This is a genomic window from Roseibium sp. AS2, assembly GCF_038900065.1.
Lineage (GTDB): Bacteria > Pseudomonadota > Alphaproteobacteria > Rhizobiales > Stappiaceae > Roseibium.
Genome location: NZ_JBBMQN010000002.1, coordinates 491791 through 510601 on the forward strand (window position 1 = coordinate 491791; position 18811 = coordinate 510601).

The window sequence follows — 18811 nt, forward strand, 5'->3', positions numbered from 1 at the left end:
CATGGGTTTTCTAGACATCAAGCAGGCGACCAAGTCCTACGGGGCCGTGCAGGTTTTGCAGGAAACCAACATTTCCATCGAGGAAGGCGAGTTTCTTGTGCTTGTCGGCCCCTCCGGCTGCGGAAAATCGACGCTTCTCAACATGATCGCCGGTCTGGAAGGTGTCACGACGGGCGACATATCCGTGCGCGGCAGGAGCATGAACGGGGTGAAGCCGGCTGACCGGAACATCGCCATGGTGTTCCAGTCCTATGCGCTCTATCCGAACATGACCGTGCGGGGCAATATTTCCTTCGGCATGGAAATGCACGGCATCGCCAAGCCGGAACGCGCAAAGCGCATCGATCAGGTGGCCGACCTGTTGCAGATCACGCACCTGCTGGACCGGAAGCCGGGGCAGCTCAGCGGCGGGCAACGCCAGCGGGTGGCCATGGGCCGTGCCCTGGTGCGTGAGCCGGACATCTTCCTGTTTGACGAGCCGCTTTCCAATCTGGATGCAAAGCTTCGCGTCGACATGCGCACGGAGATCAAGAAGCTTCACCAGAAGCTGGGCACGACCATCGTCTATGTGACCCACGACCAGATCGAGGCATTGACCCTGTCCACACGGATCGCGGTCATGTATGGCGGCTTTGTTCAGCAACTTGGCACGCCCAAGGAGATCTACGACAATCCGGCCAACATGTTCGTCGCAGGTTTCATGGGCTCGCCGTCCATGAACCTGTTTCCCGCCAAGGTGGTCTCGTTGAACGGCAAGCCGGCTGCCGAAGTTGCCCTTGCCGACAGCACCAAGGCCGCGATCCCGTTTGCTTCCGATCAGTTGTCCTCCAGCCTTGGACGGGACATCATTCTCGGCATCCGGCCCGAGGCAATCACGGACCTGGACGGCGCGGATCGCAACTCCCGGGCGATCCACGTGGTGGAAACGCCTGTCGAAGTCACCGAACCCGCCGGGTCGGACACGTTTGTTGTCAGCCAGATCAGCGGCAAGGACGTGACTGCCCGGTTCCGGGCCGACGTCGCTGTCAATGCAGGTGACGTGTATCCGTTTGCCTTCAACATGGAAAAGGCGGTCGTCTTCGATCCTCAAAGCGAGAACCGGATCGCCTGAATCACGGGCCGGGACATTTCCAGGTACCCTTCGGGGCGACTGCCCAAGAGGGCACGACATTTTCTGCGGGCAGGCATCGATTGTAAAAAAATAAGAAAAATCTTCTTTATTTTAGCGATCCCTGCTTGCCGACCTCGCTCCGCGATCCTATTTTGCGCCTCGAAGCGGTCCCGGGGCGCGTGCCGTGTGGACCGCCGGTCACTGACCTTTCCAAGGAGTTAGCCATGTCTTTCGAATTGCCTGACCTGCCCTATGCATATGATGCACTGGCCCCTTACATGTCTGCTGAAACACTCGAGTTTCACCATGACAAGCACCATCAGGCCTATGTTACCAAAGGCAATGAGCTGCTCGCCGGCAGCGGCCTTGAAGGCAAGTCGCTGGAAGAGGTCGTCAAGGGAAGCTACGGCAAGAACGCGCCGCTGTTCAACAACGCCGGCCAGCATTACAACCACATCCATTTCTGGAAGTGGATGAAGAAGGACGGTGGCGGTTCGTCACTGCCGGGCGCCCTGGCATCGGCCATCGACAGCGACCTGGGCGGGTTCGACAAGTTCCGTGCCGATTTCATCGCGGCCGGCGTCGGCCAGTTCGGTTCGGGTTGGGCCTGGCTTGCGGTCAAGGACGGCAAGCTTGAAATCATGAAGACACCGAACGGCGAAAACCCGCTTGTTCACGGCGCTGCGCCGATCCTGGGCTGCGATGTCTGGGAACACTCCTACTACATCGACTACCGCAACGCGCGTCCGAAGTACCTGGAAGCGTTCATCGACAGCATGATCAACTGGGACTACGTCCTGGAGATGTACGAAGCTGCCACGAAATAAGCGGGCCACCTTGTCCCGTGAAGGCCCCGGTTCGAGAGAACCGGGGCCTTTTTGTATCCGCGCGTGCGATTTATCCGGCCACGGTACCGTTTGTTACAAAAAAACGGACCTGATCACGGGAGCGTGATTTCGTGATCAACGGGTGAATGCGCTGTACTCCCGGTGAGGTGCCGCATCGGTAGATGGGCACGAGAGAGAGGGAGAATGTTATGGGTCGTTTCCTGAAAATTGCCGTTCTGGGTCTGGTCGCAGGGCTCGGGCTGACTGGTGCATCCGTGCAGGCCGCAGATGACCCGATTGCCACGCGGCAGGCCATCATGGCGTCCGTGGGCGGTGCCGCAGGTCTTGCCGGCGGCATGATGAAGGGCGAGATCGCCTATACGCCGGCTGCCGGAAAGGCGGCGATCACGACAATGCGGGCAGCCTCGCTGACCTTTGGCGACTTTTTGCCTGCCGGATCGGATCAGGGCAATACCGGAGCCGCGCCGGCGATCTGGGAGAATGCCGACGGATTTGCCGGTGAACTGGCAAAATTCGCGGCGGCCACCGCCACTGCGGCGAGTGCCTCGGGCAAATCCGGCCCTGCGGATCTGGACGCCTTCAAGGCGGCCATGGGGCCGGTCTTTGGCACTTGCAAATCGTGTCACGAAACTTACCGTAAGAAGAACTGACCCTGTTCGGGGCATTTTCCTGAACCGATTGCGGAAGAAACACGATGAAGAATGCGCTGGCGGTTCTGGTCGCGCTGGTCCTGGTTGCCGCCGGGACCGGCTGGGTTCTGTCCGCGCCCACGCGCATGAGTGCCGTGGACAGCGCCCTGTTGTCCGAGGGCAGCCCTGACAGGGGCGAGTTCGTGTTCTGGGCGGGAGGCTGTGCCTCCTGCCATGCCGCCAAGGGTGCGGAGGGGGACGATCTGCTCAAACTCGGTGGCGGCCTCAGGCTCGAGACGCCTTTCGGTGTCTTTGTGGCGCCGAACATCTCGTCCAGTGCTTCGGACGGGATCGGTGCCTGGACGCTCACCGATTTCGCCGATGCCATGACCCATGGAACGTCGCCGGACGGGCGCAACTACTATCCGGCGTTTCCCTATACCTCCTATGCGCGGATGAGCGCAGAGGATCTTGGCGACCTGTTTGCTTTCATGAAATCCCTGCCGGCGGTCGCGGGCAAGGCAGCGGCGCATGAGCTCGGCTTTCCGTTCAACATCCGGCGCGCTCTGGGCCTGTGGAAACGCCTCTTTCTGAAGCCGGCTGCGGTCATCGCGGCGCCTTCGGGCGACGGTGAGGTCGACCCGGAGCTGTGGCAACGCGGCCGCTACCTCGTGGAAGGTCCGGGCCATTGCGGGGAATGCCACACCGCCCGAAACCTTGCCGGTGGGCTGATCCTGACCGATTGGCTTGGCGGTGCCCCGGCACCGACGGGCGAGGGGCGGATCCCCAACATCACGCCGGGTGCGTCCGAATTCGGAAGCTGGAGCGCGTCCGACATTGCCTATTACCTGGAAAGCGGTTTCACGCCGGACTATGATTCCGTCGGCGGCGAGATGGTGCATGTGCAGGAAAACATGGCCAGACTGCCCGCCCAGGACCGGGACGCCATCGCGGCCTACCTGAAAGCGATCCAGCCGGTTGTGCCGGCAGCGGATTGACCCGGCATTTCCTCGGATTTGACACAGCATGACAAGCGCGCATTCCTTTGCCATCGTCGCCGCGACCAGCGCGGAAGATCTGGACGCGATCAGGAACCTGTTCCGGGCCTATGTCGACTGGCTCGGCATCGACCTGTCGTATCAGGGCTTCGACGAGGAACTGGCGGGCCTGCCCGGAAAATACACGCCGCCCGCCGGGGCGCTGTTCCTGGCGCGCGACCATGACGGCAGCGTTCTGGGCTGTGTCGGCCTGCGCGGGTTCGGCAAAGCGGGGCACTGCGAAATGAAACGGCTTTACGTGCTGCCGGCCGGGCGCGGCCGGGGCGTCGGTGCCGCATTGGTCGGGCGCGTCGTCGCTGCGGCGGAAGAGGCCGGCTACCGCGAGATGCTGCTCGATACGCTGCCCCGCATGACCGGAGCGATCAAGCTCTACACCGCCTCCGGCTTCGAGGAAACGCCCGCGTACTACGATACGCCGATCGCGGAGACCGTGTTTTTCCGCAAGAGACTGGCAGTCTGAGCGGGCCACCGAAGCCCGTTGGCACATTTCGCGGTTCCGGGAAGTGCCGACCTCCAATGACTTGACTGTTTCAAGGATGACCGGGCAACGCGCTAGAGACCGAAAATCGCTTCGATTTCAACTCTCAGCTCAGGTGCGAACAGGGATGCGACCATTACCATTGAGCTTGCCGGAACCGCATTGTCATAGCGTTCCGACAAGACGTCGCGGATCTCGGCAAAGTCGTCAGGACGGATCGCGAAGACCGTCACCTTGACAAGGTCGGCCAGTGAATTGCCAAATTCCCGGGCAAGACTGTCGAGCTGATCGAGCACAGCCCGGGTCTGCGCGCCGGCTGATCCCGAGTGTGCCTCCGTGCCGAACGCCGTGAATCCGGACGTGTAGAGCGTTCGGTCGTGGACAACCGCGTGGGTATAGGGGCCAACAGGAATACCGAGTCTTTCGGAGTTTTTTCTGACAATGGTCATTGTGTCTCCAGAGAGTTTCAGGGGGTTCTGCTGGTGAGAAATGCCGTGGCTTTCTGGACTGGCGGGCCGAGAAGAAAGGCAATCACGGCAGCGGCCGGCCAGGCGAGCCGGAAGGCGTCCATCCATTTTTCGAAGAAGACATCCGTCAGGCCCAGATTGAGAAAAGTGACCCAGCAAGACATCAGCAGGGACAGGCCGAAGGACATCAGCAAGGTTGCGATCAGACGGCTTTTCATGGCTAGGCCGTCTCCCGCGTACCGATTTCGCCAAGTTCCTCGATGTAACAGACATTTGTCAGATCTTGCGCCAGATAGGCCTTTGTGTGGGGCATCTCGTAGTGGGCGGCGAGGGCGGCCCGATCAGTCCAGCATTCCCACAAGGTGAAGCGGGTCGGGTCTTTGAGGTCCTGGCGGATCTCGAAAAGGTGACACTCCGGTTCGTCGCGGGTTTGTTTTGCAAGGCGTTGAAGACCTGCCTCGGCCTTCATGAGATCCGCCCCCTTTTGGAGCTCGATTCCGGCGCTTATGAAATAGTGGGTCATGAATATCTCCGTTTCAGTCTGGTGACTGACGAAGACGTATTGATTTGTGATCTGATAATCCATATTGAAATATGGCAAATTAAATTCCATAGATGAAATCATGTTCGACGATATCGCGCTGTTTGTTCACATCGTTCAAAAAGGCAGTCTTGCGCGGACGGCGGCTCATCTGGGCGTTCCGGCAGCAACTGTGACCCGGCGATTGCGCAAGCTGGAAGAACGGACCGGTGCGAAGCTGCTGCACAGGTCCGCCCGCAAGTTTGCCCTCACGAGCGAGGGTGAAGCCTTCTATGAAGCCTTTGCAGATCTGATCGGACAAGCGGAAGCAAATTTCCGCGGCTTGAGCGCCGATCTGCATGCGCTGCAAGGTGGTCTGAAAGTCGCGGCACCGACCAATATTTCCGTTGGCATCCTGCAGCCGATGTGGTCCGGTTTCATAAGGGCGTTTCCCGATATCCGGCTGACGCTGACACTCAACAACGAGAACAAGGACCTGCTGGAAAACCACGTGGACCTTGCGTTACGGATTGGTCCACAGACCGACCTTCGTCTTTTTCAGCGAAGGCTGGGCGGCATCGCCACGACCGTGGTGGCATCGCCGGACTATCTGAAGGCGGCAGGTACACCGTTGATTCCGGATGACCTGGCCGGTCACAGCCTGATAAAGGTTGCGGCGCTTCAATCGTGGGAACTGGAAAACACTCTTTCCGGAGACCGTGAAACGCTCCATCTGAATGCCTTCGTCACCGTTGACGATATCGGTCTTGCGCGTCAGTTCGCTGCAGACGGCCACGGGCTTGCGCTTTTGCCTGTCAGCGAGATTTCCGGCGATCTGCGGTCTGGTCGCCTCCGGCGGGTCCTGACAGACTGGAGGGGGCCGGGACGCGACATTTTTGCGGTCTGGCCGACCGGACGGCTGCTCAGCGCCAGGGCAAAATGCCTGCGCGAGTACATGGCCGCTTTTCTCAACGACTGTTCTGTATTTCAAGGCGTAATGCCCGGCGCAGACGGTCCCTAGGGCGTGTCTTATTCATAGGGTTCCATATGAAAGAGAAACGCTCTCAGGCGCTGTAGGGATTGCAGCGGATGAAGCGCGGGATATCGATGTAGCCGCGCATGAGGGACAGCCAGGCCTCGCATTCGTTTTTCGTGCGGAAGCAGCCGGCTTGCGAGATCATGTATCGTTCGTCGAAATACTCCACCCGCCCACTGGCAATGCCCTTCCAGCCACTGCCGGTGAAGGCGCGGCAGTCGTATTGGGTGTTGTAGGTGTTGGGAAGATATTGCCGGCTCTTGGAGAAGGTCGGAGCGAACAGCAGATCGGACACTTGCGTGGTTTCCGTCTGGCAGGCCGTCAGCGCAATCGCCGCCAACAGGGCGGGCGCCGCTTTCAGGCCGGCCTTCAGCCGGCTGGCCGGGAACAGACTGCGGAAACTGCGGTGCATGGCTCGCTCCAGAGATTGACATGACCGTCTTGTGTGCGGCCGAAAGACTGATTTGCAACGCCTGTCACATGAGCCGAAGACCGGGGCAAAATCAAGTCATTATCCGGGGAGTGGCACCGCACCGGCGCGCCGGCCGCGCACGCTAGCACACCGCGGGGTCGGCCCATCGGGCATCTTCGAAAATCCGTCCCTTGTAGCGTCCCGACAGGATTGCATCACGGGCGTCATCCCACGACATTGCCCATCTGTCGGGATCGCGCAGTTCAAGGTGCTGATCTGACCGGCTGCGGGCAACGAACTCCGGGAAGGCGGGCCGGCCGGTCGGCTGTCCGGTGGGAAGATAGCGCAGGTCGAGGCTCCAGCGCAGGCCGTCTGACAGATTTGGCAGCGCCCTATGCACGTTCATCTTGTGAAACAGCACCACGCCCCCCTTGCTCACGGGCAGGGGCACGCCTTCCTGCTCCTGCATCAGCCGGTCCGGCACGGAGGGTTCCGACGCCAGTTTTCGGTTGGAGCAATGGACCCTGGGGCCCGCGCGGTGGGAGCCGGGCACCGAGACGAGGCAGCCGTTTTCGATCGAGGCCTCGGTGATGGCAAGCCAGACCGTTACCTGCTGCGTGTCGTCGGCTTCCGGAAGCAGGGCGACGATATCCTGGTGCCAGGTCGTCACACCGACATTGGAGTGGGCGGTCAGGCCGCCCGACAGATTGCCCTGGGGCGGTTTCATGCGCATTTGCTGAACGGGACTGCAGGTGATTTCCGGCCCGATGACGGATTGCACCACATCGAGGATGGCGGGGTGCCGCATCAACCTGAAGGCTGCGGGACCGGTGTGCATCAGAAAGTTTTCCGGTGTGATCGCCTCGTTCTGCAAGGGGAGAGACACATTGAAGTGCCGGTGCAGATCCGGATAGTCGTTGAGAATTGCGGAATACCGGTCTCCGAACGAAAGATGTGCGTAGAGCCTGGGGATGCGGCCCTGTGCGCGCAGGAACTCGGCGGTCCGGTCCAGAAGAAGCGCGTATTCTTCCTCGATCTCCGACAGGTCGTCGGCGGGAAGCAGATTGTCTATCGCCAGAAATCCGTCTTCCTCGAAGGATCTCAACTGGTCTTCGGTCAGTGTGTGCTCCGTCATGTCATCAATCCCCGTATGTCTGTTTGCGCGGAATGTCTCCCGTGCCGGAACAGGCATGTCGTAACCGCATCCTGCGCCACCTCTTTGAAAAGCACGCTTCCGATCCGGCTTCGATTGCCATTTCAGATTCTGTGTGCTTCTTAAGATGATGGCGAACGGGTCATGCAAAAAGGCGATAAACGCTGAACCCAAGTTAATCCATGTGTTAAGTTATGGCCAATCTTCCTCCCCTTCGGCTCCTGTTGACGTTCGATGCGGTCTGCCGGCTTGGTTCGATGCAGCGGGCCGCGCAGTCGCTCAATGTGACACCGCCGGCGGTCACGCAGGCGATCCGCGCGCTCGAACAGGAGATCGGGGTGTGCCTGCTGGATCGCAGCGCCAAGCCGGCCGTGCCGACGGAAGCCGGCGAGAGGATCTCAAGAGCGGTGCGGAACGGATTTGCCCTGATCGAGGATACGATTGCCGAAACACGTCATGCGGCCGGAGTGTCGGACCATCAGCTTACGCTGTGCTGCACGCTCGGTTTCGCCACCTACTGGTTGATGCCGAGGCTTTCCGATTTCTATGCGCGTCATCCGGACATAACCGTCAACGTGCAGGCGCCCCCCTCGGACCAGCCCGTTCTGTCCACGGGGCTCGATGTCGCTTTTCGCTACGGGCGCGGCGACTGGACGGACGGCAGGACCTGGAAACTGTTCGACGAGCGCGCTTGCCCGGTCGCAAGGCCCGATGTCCTCGCCGAGGCACGGAAGGCGGGCGAACTGGAAGAGGCGGTGCTGATCGATGTCCGGCTGGGGTCCCCGCACCTGTGGGATTCCTGGTCCGATTATTTTGCACAGAGACAGATCAGGCGCAGCGGCCGGCCCGGTCATACCTTCGACAATTACGTGCAGGCGGTTCAGGCTGCGCTTGACGGCAGAGGGGTCATGCTCGGATGGCAGTCGATCACGAGAAAACTGGTCGACGACGGAGCCCTGGCGGCGTGGCCAGAAGGCGTGCATGACTTCGGAACGGCCTATTTCGTGACCTGCTCCCACGGAGCGCTGAAGAAAAAGGCAGCGAAGGCCTTCGTCGACTGGGTCAGGCAGCAACCGGCGCACTGACGCCGGTTGCCGCCCTTTTCCTCAACAGTCCGGTCTCAGTTGACTGTGATCCAGCGCAGCATCAGGAAGTTGTCCGCACGCTGGGTGAGGTCGATGTTCGACTTCGAGCCCCACAGAAGCGGCTGGATGTGCAGCGGCACATAGACCACGTCGTCACGGACAATCGTTGCGACCTCGTCCAGCATGGCCTGGCGTTTTTCCGGATCGATTTCCCGCTGGATCTGCGGCAACAGCGCGTCGACCTTCGAATTGGAATAGCCGCCGAAATTCCAGCTGCCGAGTTTCTTCTCGTCGTTTTTGGATGTGACCAGGAACCGGACCGGATGCTCGGCGTCGAACGTGCCCGGCGACCAGCCGAGAAGATACATGTCGAAATTGCCCGACCGCAGTTCCGGCCAGTAGTTGCGCACCGGCATCGCGTTCAGTTTTGCTTTCATGCCCGCCTGCGCAAGCATGGCGGCCATGGCCTTGCACAGGGCTTCGTCATTGATGTAGCGGTCGTTGGGGCAGGACAGTCCGAAGGAAAACCCGTCCGGATAGCCGGCTTCCGAGAGCAACGCCCGGGCGCCTTCCGGATCGTGGCCGATACGCGTGCTCGCCGCCTTGCTGTAGCCCTTCATCTGCGGGCTGACGAGCTGGCTGGCGACCTCGGCATTGCCGCGCATGATCTTGTCGACCAGTGCTTCCGCGTTGATCGCCTTCTGGACCGCGGTGCGCACCTTCACGTCCTGGAACGGATTCGTTCCGGCGGTTTCGCCGGATGACTTCAAGGCGTCGTGGTTGTGGCCGAAGCCGAGCATGATCACGCGCGCCTCGATGCCCTGATGCAGGGCGAAACCGTCCTGGTTCCGGATGCGGCCGACATCCTGCACCGGCACGGGATTGATCAGGTCGACCTGACCGCTCAACAGGCCGGCGACGGCGGTGGCGGGGTTGGCAATCGGAAGGAACGTTGCCTTGGTGAGATTGTGCTCCGGCTGATCCCACCAGCCGTCATAGGCTTCCAGAACCGTCTCGACGCCCGGTTCCCGCGCGGCCAGCGTGAAAGGGCCGGTGCCGTTGGCATTGAGGGTGGCGTGGGTTTCCGTGTCCTTTGCCGGCAGTGCGGCACCGTTGGCCTCGGCCCAGTCCTTGTCCAGGATCATGAAATTGGCGATCGAGTCCGGGAAGATCGGATCCGGGGCATGTGTCAGGAAATCGACCGTGTGGTCGTCGACCACCTTGACTTCCTTGACCGGTGCGAACCAGGAACTCACGTCCGACGCTTCGGAAGAGGCGCGCTGGTAGGAGAACAACACGTCTTCGGCGGTGAAATCGGCACCGTCATGAAACTTGACGCCCTCGCGCAGGTGAAAGCGCCAACCGTCGCCGCCGAGCGGTTCCCAGCTTGCCGCCAGAGAGGGCGCGATCGCCATGTCCTTGTCGCGCCGGACCAGGCCTTCATAGACGTTGTTCAAAAACCCGAGCACCGGAGCGGAGCTGACGGCATGGGGATCCATTGTCTGCGGATCCGTCGGCGAGGACCAGCGCAATTCGGCGGCGGATGCGAGCGTCACGGATGACAGAAGGGCCGCGGAAAGTGTGACAACCGCAGTACGGCTCTGGATCCAGTGGCAGGACTGTTTCATGAATATCCCCATAGTTCATGGTCTTGTTCGTCTCAATCAAACCTATGGCATTTGCAGGAAAAAGAAAAACCGGACCCGCATGCGGGCCCGGATCTGTTTTCAATTCACCGTGAGCGACCGGATCAGGCCTTGCCGGCGACCATCAGTGCGAAGGACTGATTGAGGGCGACTTCCTTCAGCCGGTCGAAACGGCCCGAGGCGCCGCCGTGTCCGGCCTCCATGTTGGTCTTCAGCAACACAAGGCTGTCGCCGATCTGGGTGGCGCGCAGTTTTGCGACCCACTTTGCCGGCTCCCAGTAGGTCACGCGCGGATCGGTAAGGCCGGCGACGGCAAAGATCGCGGGATAGGCTTTCGCCGTCACATTGTCGTAGGGCGAATAGGACGCAATGTATTCATACGCGGCCTTGTCCGTGATCGGGTTGCCCCATTCGGGCCATTCCGGCGGTGTCAGCGGCAGCGTGTCGTCGAGCATGGTGGAGAGAACGTCGACAAAGGGAACCTCGGCGATCAGACCGCCGAATTTCTCCGGCGCGAGATTGGCAATGGCCCCCATCAGCATGCCGCCGGCGGAGCCGCCATGGGCGACGATCTTGTCGTGTGAGGAGAGCTTTTCCGCGACAAGGTGATCTGCGGCGGCAATGAAGTCCGTGAAGGTGTTCTTCTTGTGCTCCCGGCGGCCGTCCTTGTACCAGCGAAAGCCCTTGTCCTTGCCGCCACGGATATGGGCAATCGCATAGACGAAACCCCGGTCGACCAGGGACAGGGCGTTGGTGTTGAAGCTGGCCGGCACCGTGATGCCATAAGAGCCGTAGCCGTAAAGCAGCAGGGGGGCGGACCCGTCCAGCTCGGTGTCCTTGTGATAGAGGATCGACACAGGCACGGTTTCCCCGTCCGCGGCAGGGGCCATCAGGCGGCGGGTGACATAGTCCGAGACCTTGTGGCCGGACGGCACTTCCTGTTCCTTTTTCAAGACCCGTTCGCGGGTGTCGACGTTGTAGTCGTAGGTCCGAGACGGCGTCGTCATCGAGGAATAGGAAAACCGGATGGTCGAGGTGTCGAACTCGTAGCCGCCCCCCATGCCGAGGGAATAGGCTTCCTCGTCGAAGGCGATCTCGTGTTCGATATTGTCGGCCAGCCGGCGGATCACGATCCGGGGCAGGCCGTCCTCGCGCTCCAGGCGGGTCATGAAGGTCTTGTAGACACAGTGGGACAGGACCAGGCAGCCAGGCTTGTGCGGCACGAGGTCGGTCCAGTTGTCGCGTCCGGGACTGGCCTTCGGCGCGGTGACGATCTTGAAGTCTTCCGCATCGTCCGCGTTGGTGAGGATGTAGAAGGTGTCGCCGTGATCGTCGATGGAATACTCGATGCCGGTCTCGCGCGGGGCGATTTGCACCGGCTCGGCAGTCGGGTCGTTCGCGGGGATCGTCCAGACCTCGGACGTTTCATGGTCGTGAATGTCGATGACGATGGTGTCGCCGGACTGGGTCTTGCCGACCCCCATGAAGAACCCGGCGTCCTGTTCCTCGAAGACCAGCTGATCCGTGGACGGGTCGGTGCCGATCTCGTGACGGAACAGTTTCGACGGCCGGTGATTGTCATCAAGGCGGATGTAGAAAACATATCGGCTGTCGGCGGAAAAGACGCCGCCGCCGCCGGTGTCCTCGATGCGGTCGCTCAGGTCCTTGCCGGTGTCGATGTCGCGGACCTGTAGCGTATAGAATTCCGAACCCTTGTCGTCATAGGCCCAGGCGAGCAGCTTGTGATCGGGCGACTGGCCGGCGCCACCCAGCTTGAAATAGGCCTTGCCCTCGGCTTCCCTGTCGCCGTGCAGCAGGAGCGTTTCCTTGCCGCCGTCGCGGGGCGTGCGGAAGAAGATCGGTTGCTGGCCGCCGGTCTCGTATTTCAGGCCGTAGGCATAGGCGCCGTCCGGTGAGGGCACCGAACTGTCGTCTTCCTTGATGCGGCCGCGCATCTCCGCAAAGAGCTGTTCCTGCAGATCCTTCGTGTGCGCCATCCGCGCATCCTGATAGGCGTTCTCGGCATCGAGGTAGGCTTCGATGTCATCGGCCAAAGCTGCGCGGCCGTCGCGCATGACCTCCTGCCAGTTGTCGGCGCGCAGCCAGGCGTAGTCGTCCTGGCGCTCGATGCCGTGGGTCTTGAGGGTGGCGGGGCGCGCTTCGGCGCGCGGGGAAAGTGAGTTTTTTGTCATGGCTCCGCAGGTAGGAGTTTTGACCCGGGAAGGCAAGAGGACAGTGTTGCCAAGAGGACCAGGCGGACGGTACGACGGCGACATGCCTGAACGCAATCCTCGCGCATTGACAGGCACGGGGCAATTCGCCACAAAGATCGACATGGTTTCCGAATCCGGCGTCCCCGGATCGGGATTAAAAGGGAACACGGTGCGGCGTAGCCATCAGGCACCAAAACCGTGACTGCCCCCGCAACTGTGAGCGGTGAGCGAACCTGGAAACGCCACTGGGGAGACCCGGGAAGGACCAGGAAAGCGTCGACCCGCAAGTCAGGAGACCTGCCATTTCATCTTCAACTTCAACCCGGGCGGGGTGTCCCGGAGGAGCGAGTGACATGGCCTATCAGCCCGCGCTGACACAGATTGACATTCGGTTTCCTGCCGCCCCGCATCTTCGCGGAGGGCGACATGTACCGGACACACACGACATATCCTTCAATCCGATCCCTAATCGCGACGGCTGCTAGCCGTCTTGGCAATCGCGCGGCCAGGGCAATGTGCCCGAACGGCGGTGCCAACGGCCTTGCGCATTATGACAGTTGTAATGTAATAACATTACGAATCTCTGCCACGGACACCCGTGTGCCGGAGGCGCGCAGGTGCGCGGTGCCGGATATCCCGGTGCCGGGCCGTCATGGAAGAACCGGCAGGGGCACAGACTGATGACCACCGACAAACACAGGATCTTCGTGTGCACATCATGCCGTCACAAGGGCGGCGATTGCCGTCCCGGTCATGACCTCATCGCGAAACTTCAGGAAGCACTGAAGGGGGCGGCGCCTCTGGTCGCGGACGGCTTCGAAGTGTCCGGGATCGCCTGCATGGCCGGATGCTCAAGGCCCTGCACGGTGGCCTATCGGGCAAACGAGAAGGCGACCTACCTGTTCGGGGACATCGATCCCCAGACGGATATCGACGACCTCGTGGCCTTCGCCGAACAATACCGTTTCCTGGATGATGGCTGGTGCACGTCCGGGGACCGGCCCGGCAAACTGCGCCGGACCGCGCTTGCCCGCATTCCCGCGGCGATGATCGCGACGGAAACCGAGATGGCGGACCCGTCATGAGCGGCTGTCATTTGTCTGTGCGCGGTGTCAGCTGGCAACCGGGTCGGGGCGATCCGCTCCTCAACCGGGTCAGTTTCGAGCTCGAAAGGGGCGAAGTCCTGGGGATCGCCGGCGCCAACGGGGCGGGAAAATCGACCCTGTTGCGCCTGCTGTACCGGTTTCACAGGCCGGTGGAGGGGACCGTCTGTCTGGACGGACACGATATCTGGTCCTTGTCGGCGCGTGAGGCCGCGCGCAAGGTTGCTGCCGTTTTGCAGGAACAGCCCACCGACTTCGCCCTGTCGGTACGCGAAATTGTGGCCCTTGGCCGCAGACCGCACGGCGCCGGATTTTCCCGCGGCGGGCGGCGGGACGCCGACATAGTCGAGGGGGCTCTGGAGCGCATGGGCCTTGCCGATCTGGCGGGGCGGTCCATGGGGACCCTGTCCGGCGGTGAGCGGCAAAGGGTGATGGTTGCACGGGCTCTCGCACAGGAGCCGCAACTGCTCATTCTGGATGAGCCGACAAATCACCTCGACATCCGTCATCAGCTCGAAATCGTGGCCCTGCTTGCCGGTCTTGACATAACAGTCGTCACCAGCCTGCATGACCTCAATCTGGCAGCGCAGGTCTGCGACCGGATCTTGCTCCTGCACCGGGGCATTCAGGTCGCCCACGGCAGGCCGGACGAGGTCCTGACATCAGAGCATATCGAAAAGGCCTATGCGGTGAAGGTCCATCGCAGGGACTGCGATCCAGGTGGCCGGGCCCATCTGACATTTCATCTTTGAACTTTGGAGAAAACACATGAAACGACTGCTTTTGTGCCTGACTGCCGTCCTTTTTACCGGGTCTGCATACGCTGAAACAACCGTCAGAAGCTGCGATCGGGAGGTCTCGTTCGACACGCCGCCCCGTGCCGCGGTTTCAAACGACGTCAATCTGACCGAGATGATGCTCGTTCTCGGCCTGCGCGACCGCATGGTCGGCTATACCGGCATCTCGGGCTGGAAAACCCTGAATGAGGAAATGCGGTCGGGCATCGCCGAACTGCCGGAGTTGTCGGCGCGGTATCCGAGCAAGGAAGTGCTCATCGGGGCGGACGCGGATTTCTATTTCGCAGGCTGGAACTACGGCATGAAGGTCGGCGGCGAGGTGACACCGGAAACGCTGGCACCGTTCGGCATCAAGGTCTACGAACTCACCGAATCCTGCATCCATGTCGGCGGCAAACCCAAAGTCTCCATGGATGACATGTATGCGGATCTGCTCAATCTGGGGAAGATTTTCGGCGTCGAGGATACAGCCCATGATCTGGTCGCCGCCTACAAGCTCGAACTGGACCGGATCACGGCCCCGCTGCAGCATGCGGAGCCGGTGCGCGTCTTCGTCTATGACAGCGGTGAGGACAAGCCGTTCACTGCCGGACGCTATGCCATGCCGACAGCGCTCATCGAGGCTGCGGGCGGGGTCAACGTGCTGGACGGTTTCGAGAAGAGCTGGGCCAGGATCGACTGGGAGACCGTCATCGACAGCGATCCGGAAGTGGTGGTGATCGTGAACTACGGCAATGTCACCGCAGAAGAGAAGCGGGATTTCATGCGGTCAAATCCGGCGCTTGCCGGGATCGATGCGGTCAGGAACGACCGCTTCGTCACCCTTGACTATGTCGAGGCGACGCCCGGCCCGCGCAACATCGGGGCCGTCCGGAAACTTGTCGAGGCCTTTGCGGGTGAGTGAGGCCTTGCCGACGGAACGCAACGGTTCGGCACAAGGACACGACAACGGCCCGGGAGCGGAGGGGAGGCGGGGCGCGATGGCGCCCGCCGTTTCGCTCGGTCTTGTCCTGTTGGCAGCGTCCGTGATCGCCGGTGTCACGGTCGGGGCTGTGTCCGTTTCGGCCGAGACGGTTCTCGGCGTGATCGCCAACAAGCTCTGGCCCGGTCTCGTGGCCGTGGACTGGTCACCCGGCCGGGAAGCGATTGTCTGGGACGTCCGGCTGCCACGGACCCTGCTGGCCGGCCTGGTCGGGGCGGGGCTTGCCGTCGTGGGAGCAGCGCTTCAGGCGATCACGCGCAATCCGCTCGCCGATCCGCATCTGCTCGGCATTTCCTCGGGCGGTGCCGCCGGCGCAATCCTGGCGCTGCTCCACACAGGATTGTTCCTGGGATTGCTGACGGTGCCGTTGATGGCCTTCGCAGGCGCGCTTGCGGCCACACTGGCGGTCCTTAGCGTCACGCGTTTTGCCTCGGCGACCAGCGCCGACAAGCTTGTTCTGGCCGGTGTCGCGGTGTCCTTCGTCATCATGGCGTTCGCGAACGTCCTGATCTTTCTTGGCGACCCACGCGCAACCCACACGGTGGTCTTCTGGATGCTGGGCGGTCTGGGGCTGGCCCAGTGGAGCCATCTGCTCTATCCGGCCGCAGTCCTGGCCCTGGCAACCCCGTATCTCTACCTGAAAGCCGTCGATCTCAATGCCATGACCATTGGAGACGAGACCGCGGCGACACTGGGCATCGCCGTTGCCAGGTTCCGTCTGACCGTGTTTGTCGTCGGTGCGATGGTCACCGGTGTCATGGTCGCCTTTTCCGGCATTATCGGCTTTGTCGGTCTGATGATCCCGCATATCGCCAGATACCTTGTCGGTGGCAACTACGAGCGGGTGGTCGTCGTCTCGTTGCTCCTGGGCGCCATTTTCCTGATCTGGGCCGATATTCTGGCACGCACGCTGATGGCGCCGGAAGACATGCCGATCGGCATCGTCACCGGCCTGATCGGCGGGCTGTTCTTCATTGTCCTGCTGCGATCGAAGGCCGGCGGCGGCCGCTGAAGAGAATGAACACGATCACGGCCATGTTCAGGAAGTTCCAGGCGATGCCGTTGAGGAACGCGGCCTCGTAGGAGCCGGTCAGGTCGTAAATCCAGCCGGACAGCCAACCGCCGAGGGCCATGCCGAGAATGGTCGCCATGATGACCAGTCCGACCCGCTGCCCGGCTTCCCTGGCCGGCAGGTATTCGCGCACGATCACTGCATAGCTCGGCACGATACCGCCCTGGGAAAGACCGAATATCAGAGAGACCAGATAGAGGGAGGCCAGGCCGTTGAACGGGATATAGAGAAAGAGAGCGGCGCATTGCAGGACGGAGCCGATCAGCAGCGTCTTGACGCCTCCGATCTTGTCCGCGACGTAACCTGAGGCCAGCCGGCTGATCACGCCGGCGCCGGTCATGAGAGCGAGCATGTCCGCTCCCGGCGCGATGCCGAACCCGAGATCGACGCAGTAGGCGACGATATGGACCTGGGGCATGGACATGGCGACACAACAGGCAAGCCCTGCCAGCACCAGCAGCCATTGCAGGGCGGCCGGGGGAAGTCCCGAGGTTTCAGCGCCGAACGGGCGGGCACCGGCGCCTGCAGCCAGGGCGCCTTCCGGCGGCGGGCGGCGCAGGATCAGCGCCAGTGGCACCATCGTGACAAGACAGGCCACCGCGATCACGAGATAGGTCTCGCGCCAGTCGGCCGTTGCCAGGTTCCACTGGATGAAGGACGGCCAGAGCACGCCGGCGAGATAGTTGCCGCAGGCGGCGCAGCCGACCGCCAGTCCCCGGCGCTTCACGAACCAGTGGGAGATGTCGGCGATCAGCGGACCGAAGGTCGCCGCCGTGCCGAGACCGACCAGCACGCCCTGGGCGAGCGAGAACATCCAGACATCGCCCGACAGGGCGGCGAGCGCGAAGCCTGCGCTCAGGGCGAAGGCCGATCCGATGACCGGCGGGACGATGCCGAACCGGTCGACGAAGCGCCCGAGCAGATAGTTTCCGGCGGCAAATCCGAGCATGGTGGCGGTGTAGGGCAGAGAGGCGTCCGCCCGGTCGATGCCGAAATCCGCCTGCACCGCCGGCAACACCACGACGACCGCCCACATGCCCGCGCCGCCGATGGTGCTCAGCAGAATGCAGACAGCCAGGCGGAACCAGGCATAGGGGCCGTCCTGGATGTATGGATCGGGCGCGGCGGCGATGGACATCGGTCTGCTTCCGGGGAATGACGATCTGTCCTGCCTAACAGCTCCCGCCGGCCCGAACCAACAAATATCCTTGAAGCTATTGAACAGTTTTGGGAATGAATGACCTCGGCACCGCCCGGAATGGGGTGCCCGCGCCGGCGGGCAGGCCGGGCGGGCCGAATGGTCGGAATGCTCGGAACGGATCAGGCGGCGGTTGCGGCGAGCCCTTTCAGGGTGTCGGTCACGAAGGCACTCAAAGATCGGGTCGGGTGGCCGATCACCTCCTCAAGGTCGGAGGAATTCGTTTCGAGTTCGCCCTGCGCCGCGCCCCTGTCGGCATCGGCAACCACCCTGGCGAAGCCTTCTGGAAGTCCGGCCTGCTGAAGAACATCCGCATAGGCCGTTTCCGGCAGATTTGTGAAGGGTATGTCCCGGCCGGTCCGGGACGACAACTCGGCGGCGAGTTCGGCAAGGGTGAAGGAAGGCCGGCCACCCAGCTCAAGGGCACGGGTGGTCCGGTCCTCGCCGGTGAGGACGCGGGCGGCCGCTTCCGCATAATCCTCGCGTGCGGCAGCCGAGAACCTGCCGTCGCCGCTGGCTCCGACGACGGCGCCATGGGCAAGGGCGCCGGCAATCGTGCCGGCGAAATTCTCAAGATACCAGCCGTTGCGAAGGAGGGCGTGGGCAATGCCGCTGTCCGCGAGAAGCTGTTCCGTGACAGCGTGCTCGCTCGCGAAGATGAGGCTGGAGCGGGAAACGTTCAAGATGCTGGTATAGGCGATGAACCCGACGCCGGCCTGTCCGGCGGCCTCGATGACCGCAGTATGCTGGGGGACGCGGCTGCCGATGTCCGATCCGGATATCAGCAACAGGGTGTCGACACCTTCAAGGGCCGTCCGCAGCGTTGCCGGCTCGTCATAGTCGGCCTTCACGACGCTGATCCGGCTGCTCGCGAGATCTTCCGCTTTCGACGGCGTGCGCACGAGCGCGCGCACTGGGGTGTCGGTCAGTTTTGCCAAATGCTTCAGAACAAGGCGGCCCAACTGGCCGTTGGCTCCGGTGACTGCGATCATCTCGTTTCTCC

General features: G+C 62.0%; 20 protein-coding genes and 1 riboswitch. Of the genes, 11 read left to right on the plus strand and 9 right to left on the minus strand.

Annotated features, from left to right (window positions below; all coding sequences use genetic code 11):
* Position 1: 1 nt before the first annotated feature.
* The 5 genes from ugpC (at position 2) to WNZ15_RS07270 (ending at position 4106) form a co-directional block, all read left to right on the plus strand.
* Positions 2-1111 carry a sn-glycerol-3-phosphate ABC transporter ATP-binding protein UgpC gene (gene ugpC, locus WNZ15_RS07250; RefSeq protein WP_342892292.1) on the plus strand — a complete coding sequence of 370 codons (1110 nt, stop codon included), beginning with the start codon at positions 2-4 and terminating at the stop codon, positions 1109-1111.
* A 224-nt stretch (positions 1112-1335) separates the two neighbouring features.
* The gene (locus WNZ15_RS07255) at positions 1336-1938 is read left to right on the plus strand and encodes a superoxide dismutase (protein WP_342892293.1); all 603 of its coding nucleotides are present in this window, start codon (positions 1336-1338) and stop codon (positions 1936-1938) included.
* Positions 1939-2147: 209 nt separating this feature from the next.
* Positions 2148-2609: a cytochrome c gene (locus WNZ15_RS07260; RefSeq protein ID WP_342892294.1), complete on the plus strand. Its 462-nt coding sequence runs from the start codon at positions 2148-2150 to the stop codon at positions 2607-2609.
* Positions 2610-2653: 44 nt separating this feature from the next.
* Entirely contained in the window at positions 2654-3586 is a 933-nt protein-coding gene (locus tag WNZ15_RS07265; protein WP_342892295.1) for a cytochrome c, read from the plus strand.
* A 28-nt stretch (positions 3587-3614) separates the two neighbouring features.
* Complete coding sequence (locus WNZ15_RS07270) at positions 3615-4106, plus strand: GNAT family N-acetyltransferase (RefSeq protein ID WP_342892296.1); 492 nt, start codon at positions 3615-3617, stop codon at positions 4104-4106.
* Positions 4107-4198: 92 nt separating this feature from the next.
* Here the strand turns inward: WNZ15_RS07270 and WNZ15_RS07275 are convergent, their stop codons facing one another.
* Genes WNZ15_RS07275 through WNZ15_RS07285 form a run of 3 tightly spaced genes read right to left on the minus strand, consistent with a single transcriptional unit; the run spans position 4199 to position 5114 of the window.
* A complete protein-coding gene (locus WNZ15_RS07275) occupies positions 4199-4573 on the minus strand; it encodes a RidA family protein (protein ID WP_342892297.1) in 375 nt (124 codons plus the stop codon).
* Between the two features lie 17 nt (positions 4574-4590).
* Positions 4591-4809: a DUF2798 domain-containing protein gene (locus tag WNZ15_RS07280; RefSeq protein WP_342892298.1), complete on the minus strand. Its 219-nt coding sequence runs from the start codon at positions 4807-4809 to the stop codon at positions 4591-4593.
* A gap of 2 nt (positions 4810-4811) precedes the next feature.
* Positions 4812-5114, minus strand: coding sequence for a putative quinol monooxygenase (locus WNZ15_RS07285; protein ID WP_342892299.1), 303 nt, complete (start codon positions 5112-5114; stop codon positions 4812-4814).
* Between the two features lie 100 nt (positions 5115-5214).
* Here WNZ15_RS07285 and WNZ15_RS07290 point away from each other — a divergent pair, with 100 nt between their 5' ends.
* Positions 5215-6132 (plus strand): LysR family transcriptional regulator, encoded by a 918-nt coding sequence (locus tag WNZ15_RS07290; protein WP_342892300.1) that lies wholly within the window; start codon positions 5215-5217, stop codon positions 6130-6132.
* Between the two features lie 43 nt (positions 6133-6175).
* On the opposite strand, the gene WNZ15_RS07295 is transcribed toward WNZ15_RS07290, so the two are convergent.
* On the minus strand, positions 6176-6559 hold the full coding sequence (locus WNZ15_RS07295; RefSeq protein ID WP_342892301.1) for a hypothetical protein: 384 nt from the start codon (positions 6557-6559) through the stop codon (positions 6176-6178).
* Between the two features lie 142 nt (positions 6560-6701).
* Positions 6702-7694: a phytanoyl-CoA dioxygenase family protein gene (locus WNZ15_RS07300; protein WP_342892302.1), complete on the minus strand. Its 993-nt coding sequence runs from the start codon at positions 7692-7694 to the stop codon at positions 6702-6704.
* 212 nt (positions 7695-7906) lie between these two features.
* Here WNZ15_RS07300 and WNZ15_RS07305 point away from each other — a divergent pair, with 212 nt between their 5' ends.
* Positions 7907-8797: a LysR substrate-binding domain-containing protein gene (locus WNZ15_RS07305; protein ID WP_342892303.1), complete on the plus strand. Its 891-nt coding sequence runs from the start codon at positions 7907-7909 to the stop codon at positions 8795-8797.
* Positions 8798-8832: 35 nt separating this feature from the next.
* On the opposite strand, the gene WNZ15_RS07310 is transcribed toward WNZ15_RS07305, so the two are convergent.
* Complete coding sequence (locus WNZ15_RS07310) at positions 8833-10425, minus strand: ABC transporter substrate-binding protein (protein WP_342892304.1); 1593 nt, start codon at positions 10423-10425, stop codon at positions 8833-8835.
* A 122-nt stretch (positions 10426-10547) separates the two neighbouring features.
* Positions 10548-12635, minus strand: coding sequence for a S9 family peptidase (locus WNZ15_RS07315; protein WP_342892305.1), 2088 nt, complete (start codon positions 12633-12635; stop codon positions 10548-10550).
* Positions 12636-12761: 126 nt separating this feature from the next.
* Positions 12762-12976: riboswitch (cobalamin riboswitch) on the plus strand.
* A 360-nt stretch (positions 12977-13336) separates the two neighbouring features.
* Here WNZ15_RS07315 and WNZ15_RS07320 point away from each other — a divergent pair.
* The 4 genes from WNZ15_RS07320 (at position 13337) to WNZ15_RS07335 (ending at position 16550) form a co-directional block, all read left to right on the plus strand.
* Positions 13337-13741, plus strand: a complete 405-nt coding sequence (locus tag WNZ15_RS07320; RefSeq protein WP_342892306.1) for a DUF1636 domain-containing protein — start codon at positions 13337-13339, stop codon at positions 13739-13741.
* Positions 13738-14511 (plus strand): ABC transporter ATP-binding protein, encoded by a 774-nt coding sequence (locus WNZ15_RS07325; RefSeq protein WP_342892307.1) that lies wholly within the window; start codon positions 13738-13740, stop codon positions 14509-14511. Before WNZ15_RS07320 ends, WNZ15_RS07325 begins: the two co-directional genes overlap by 4 nt.
* A 16-nt stretch (positions 14512-14527) precedes the next feature.
* Positions 14528-15460 (plus strand): ABC transporter substrate-binding protein, encoded by a 933-nt coding sequence (locus tag WNZ15_RS07330; RefSeq protein ID WP_342892308.1) that lies wholly within the window; start codon positions 14528-14530, stop codon positions 15458-15460.
* 76 nt (positions 15461-15536) lie between these two features.
* Positions 15537-16550 (plus strand): iron ABC transporter permease, encoded by a 1014-nt coding sequence (locus WNZ15_RS07335; RefSeq protein ID WP_342892309.1) that lies wholly within the window; start codon positions 15537-15539, stop codon positions 16548-16550.
* Here the strand turns inward: WNZ15_RS07335 and WNZ15_RS07340 are convergent.
* Both WNZ15_RS07340 and WNZ15_RS07345 read right to left on the minus strand, forming a co-directional pair.
* A complete protein-coding gene (locus WNZ15_RS07340; RefSeq protein WP_342892310.1) occupies positions 16510-17748 on the minus strand; it encodes an MFS transporter in 1239 nt (412 codons plus the stop codon). The genes WNZ15_RS07335 and WNZ15_RS07340 overlap by 41 nt on opposite strands.
* Positions 17749-17930: 182 nt before the next feature.
* On the minus strand, positions 17931-18800 hold the full coding sequence (locus WNZ15_RS07345; protein ID WP_342892311.1) for an SDR family oxidoreductase: 870 nt from the start codon (positions 18798-18800) through the stop codon (positions 17931-17933).
* Between the last annotated feature and the right edge of the window lie 11 nt (positions 18801-18811).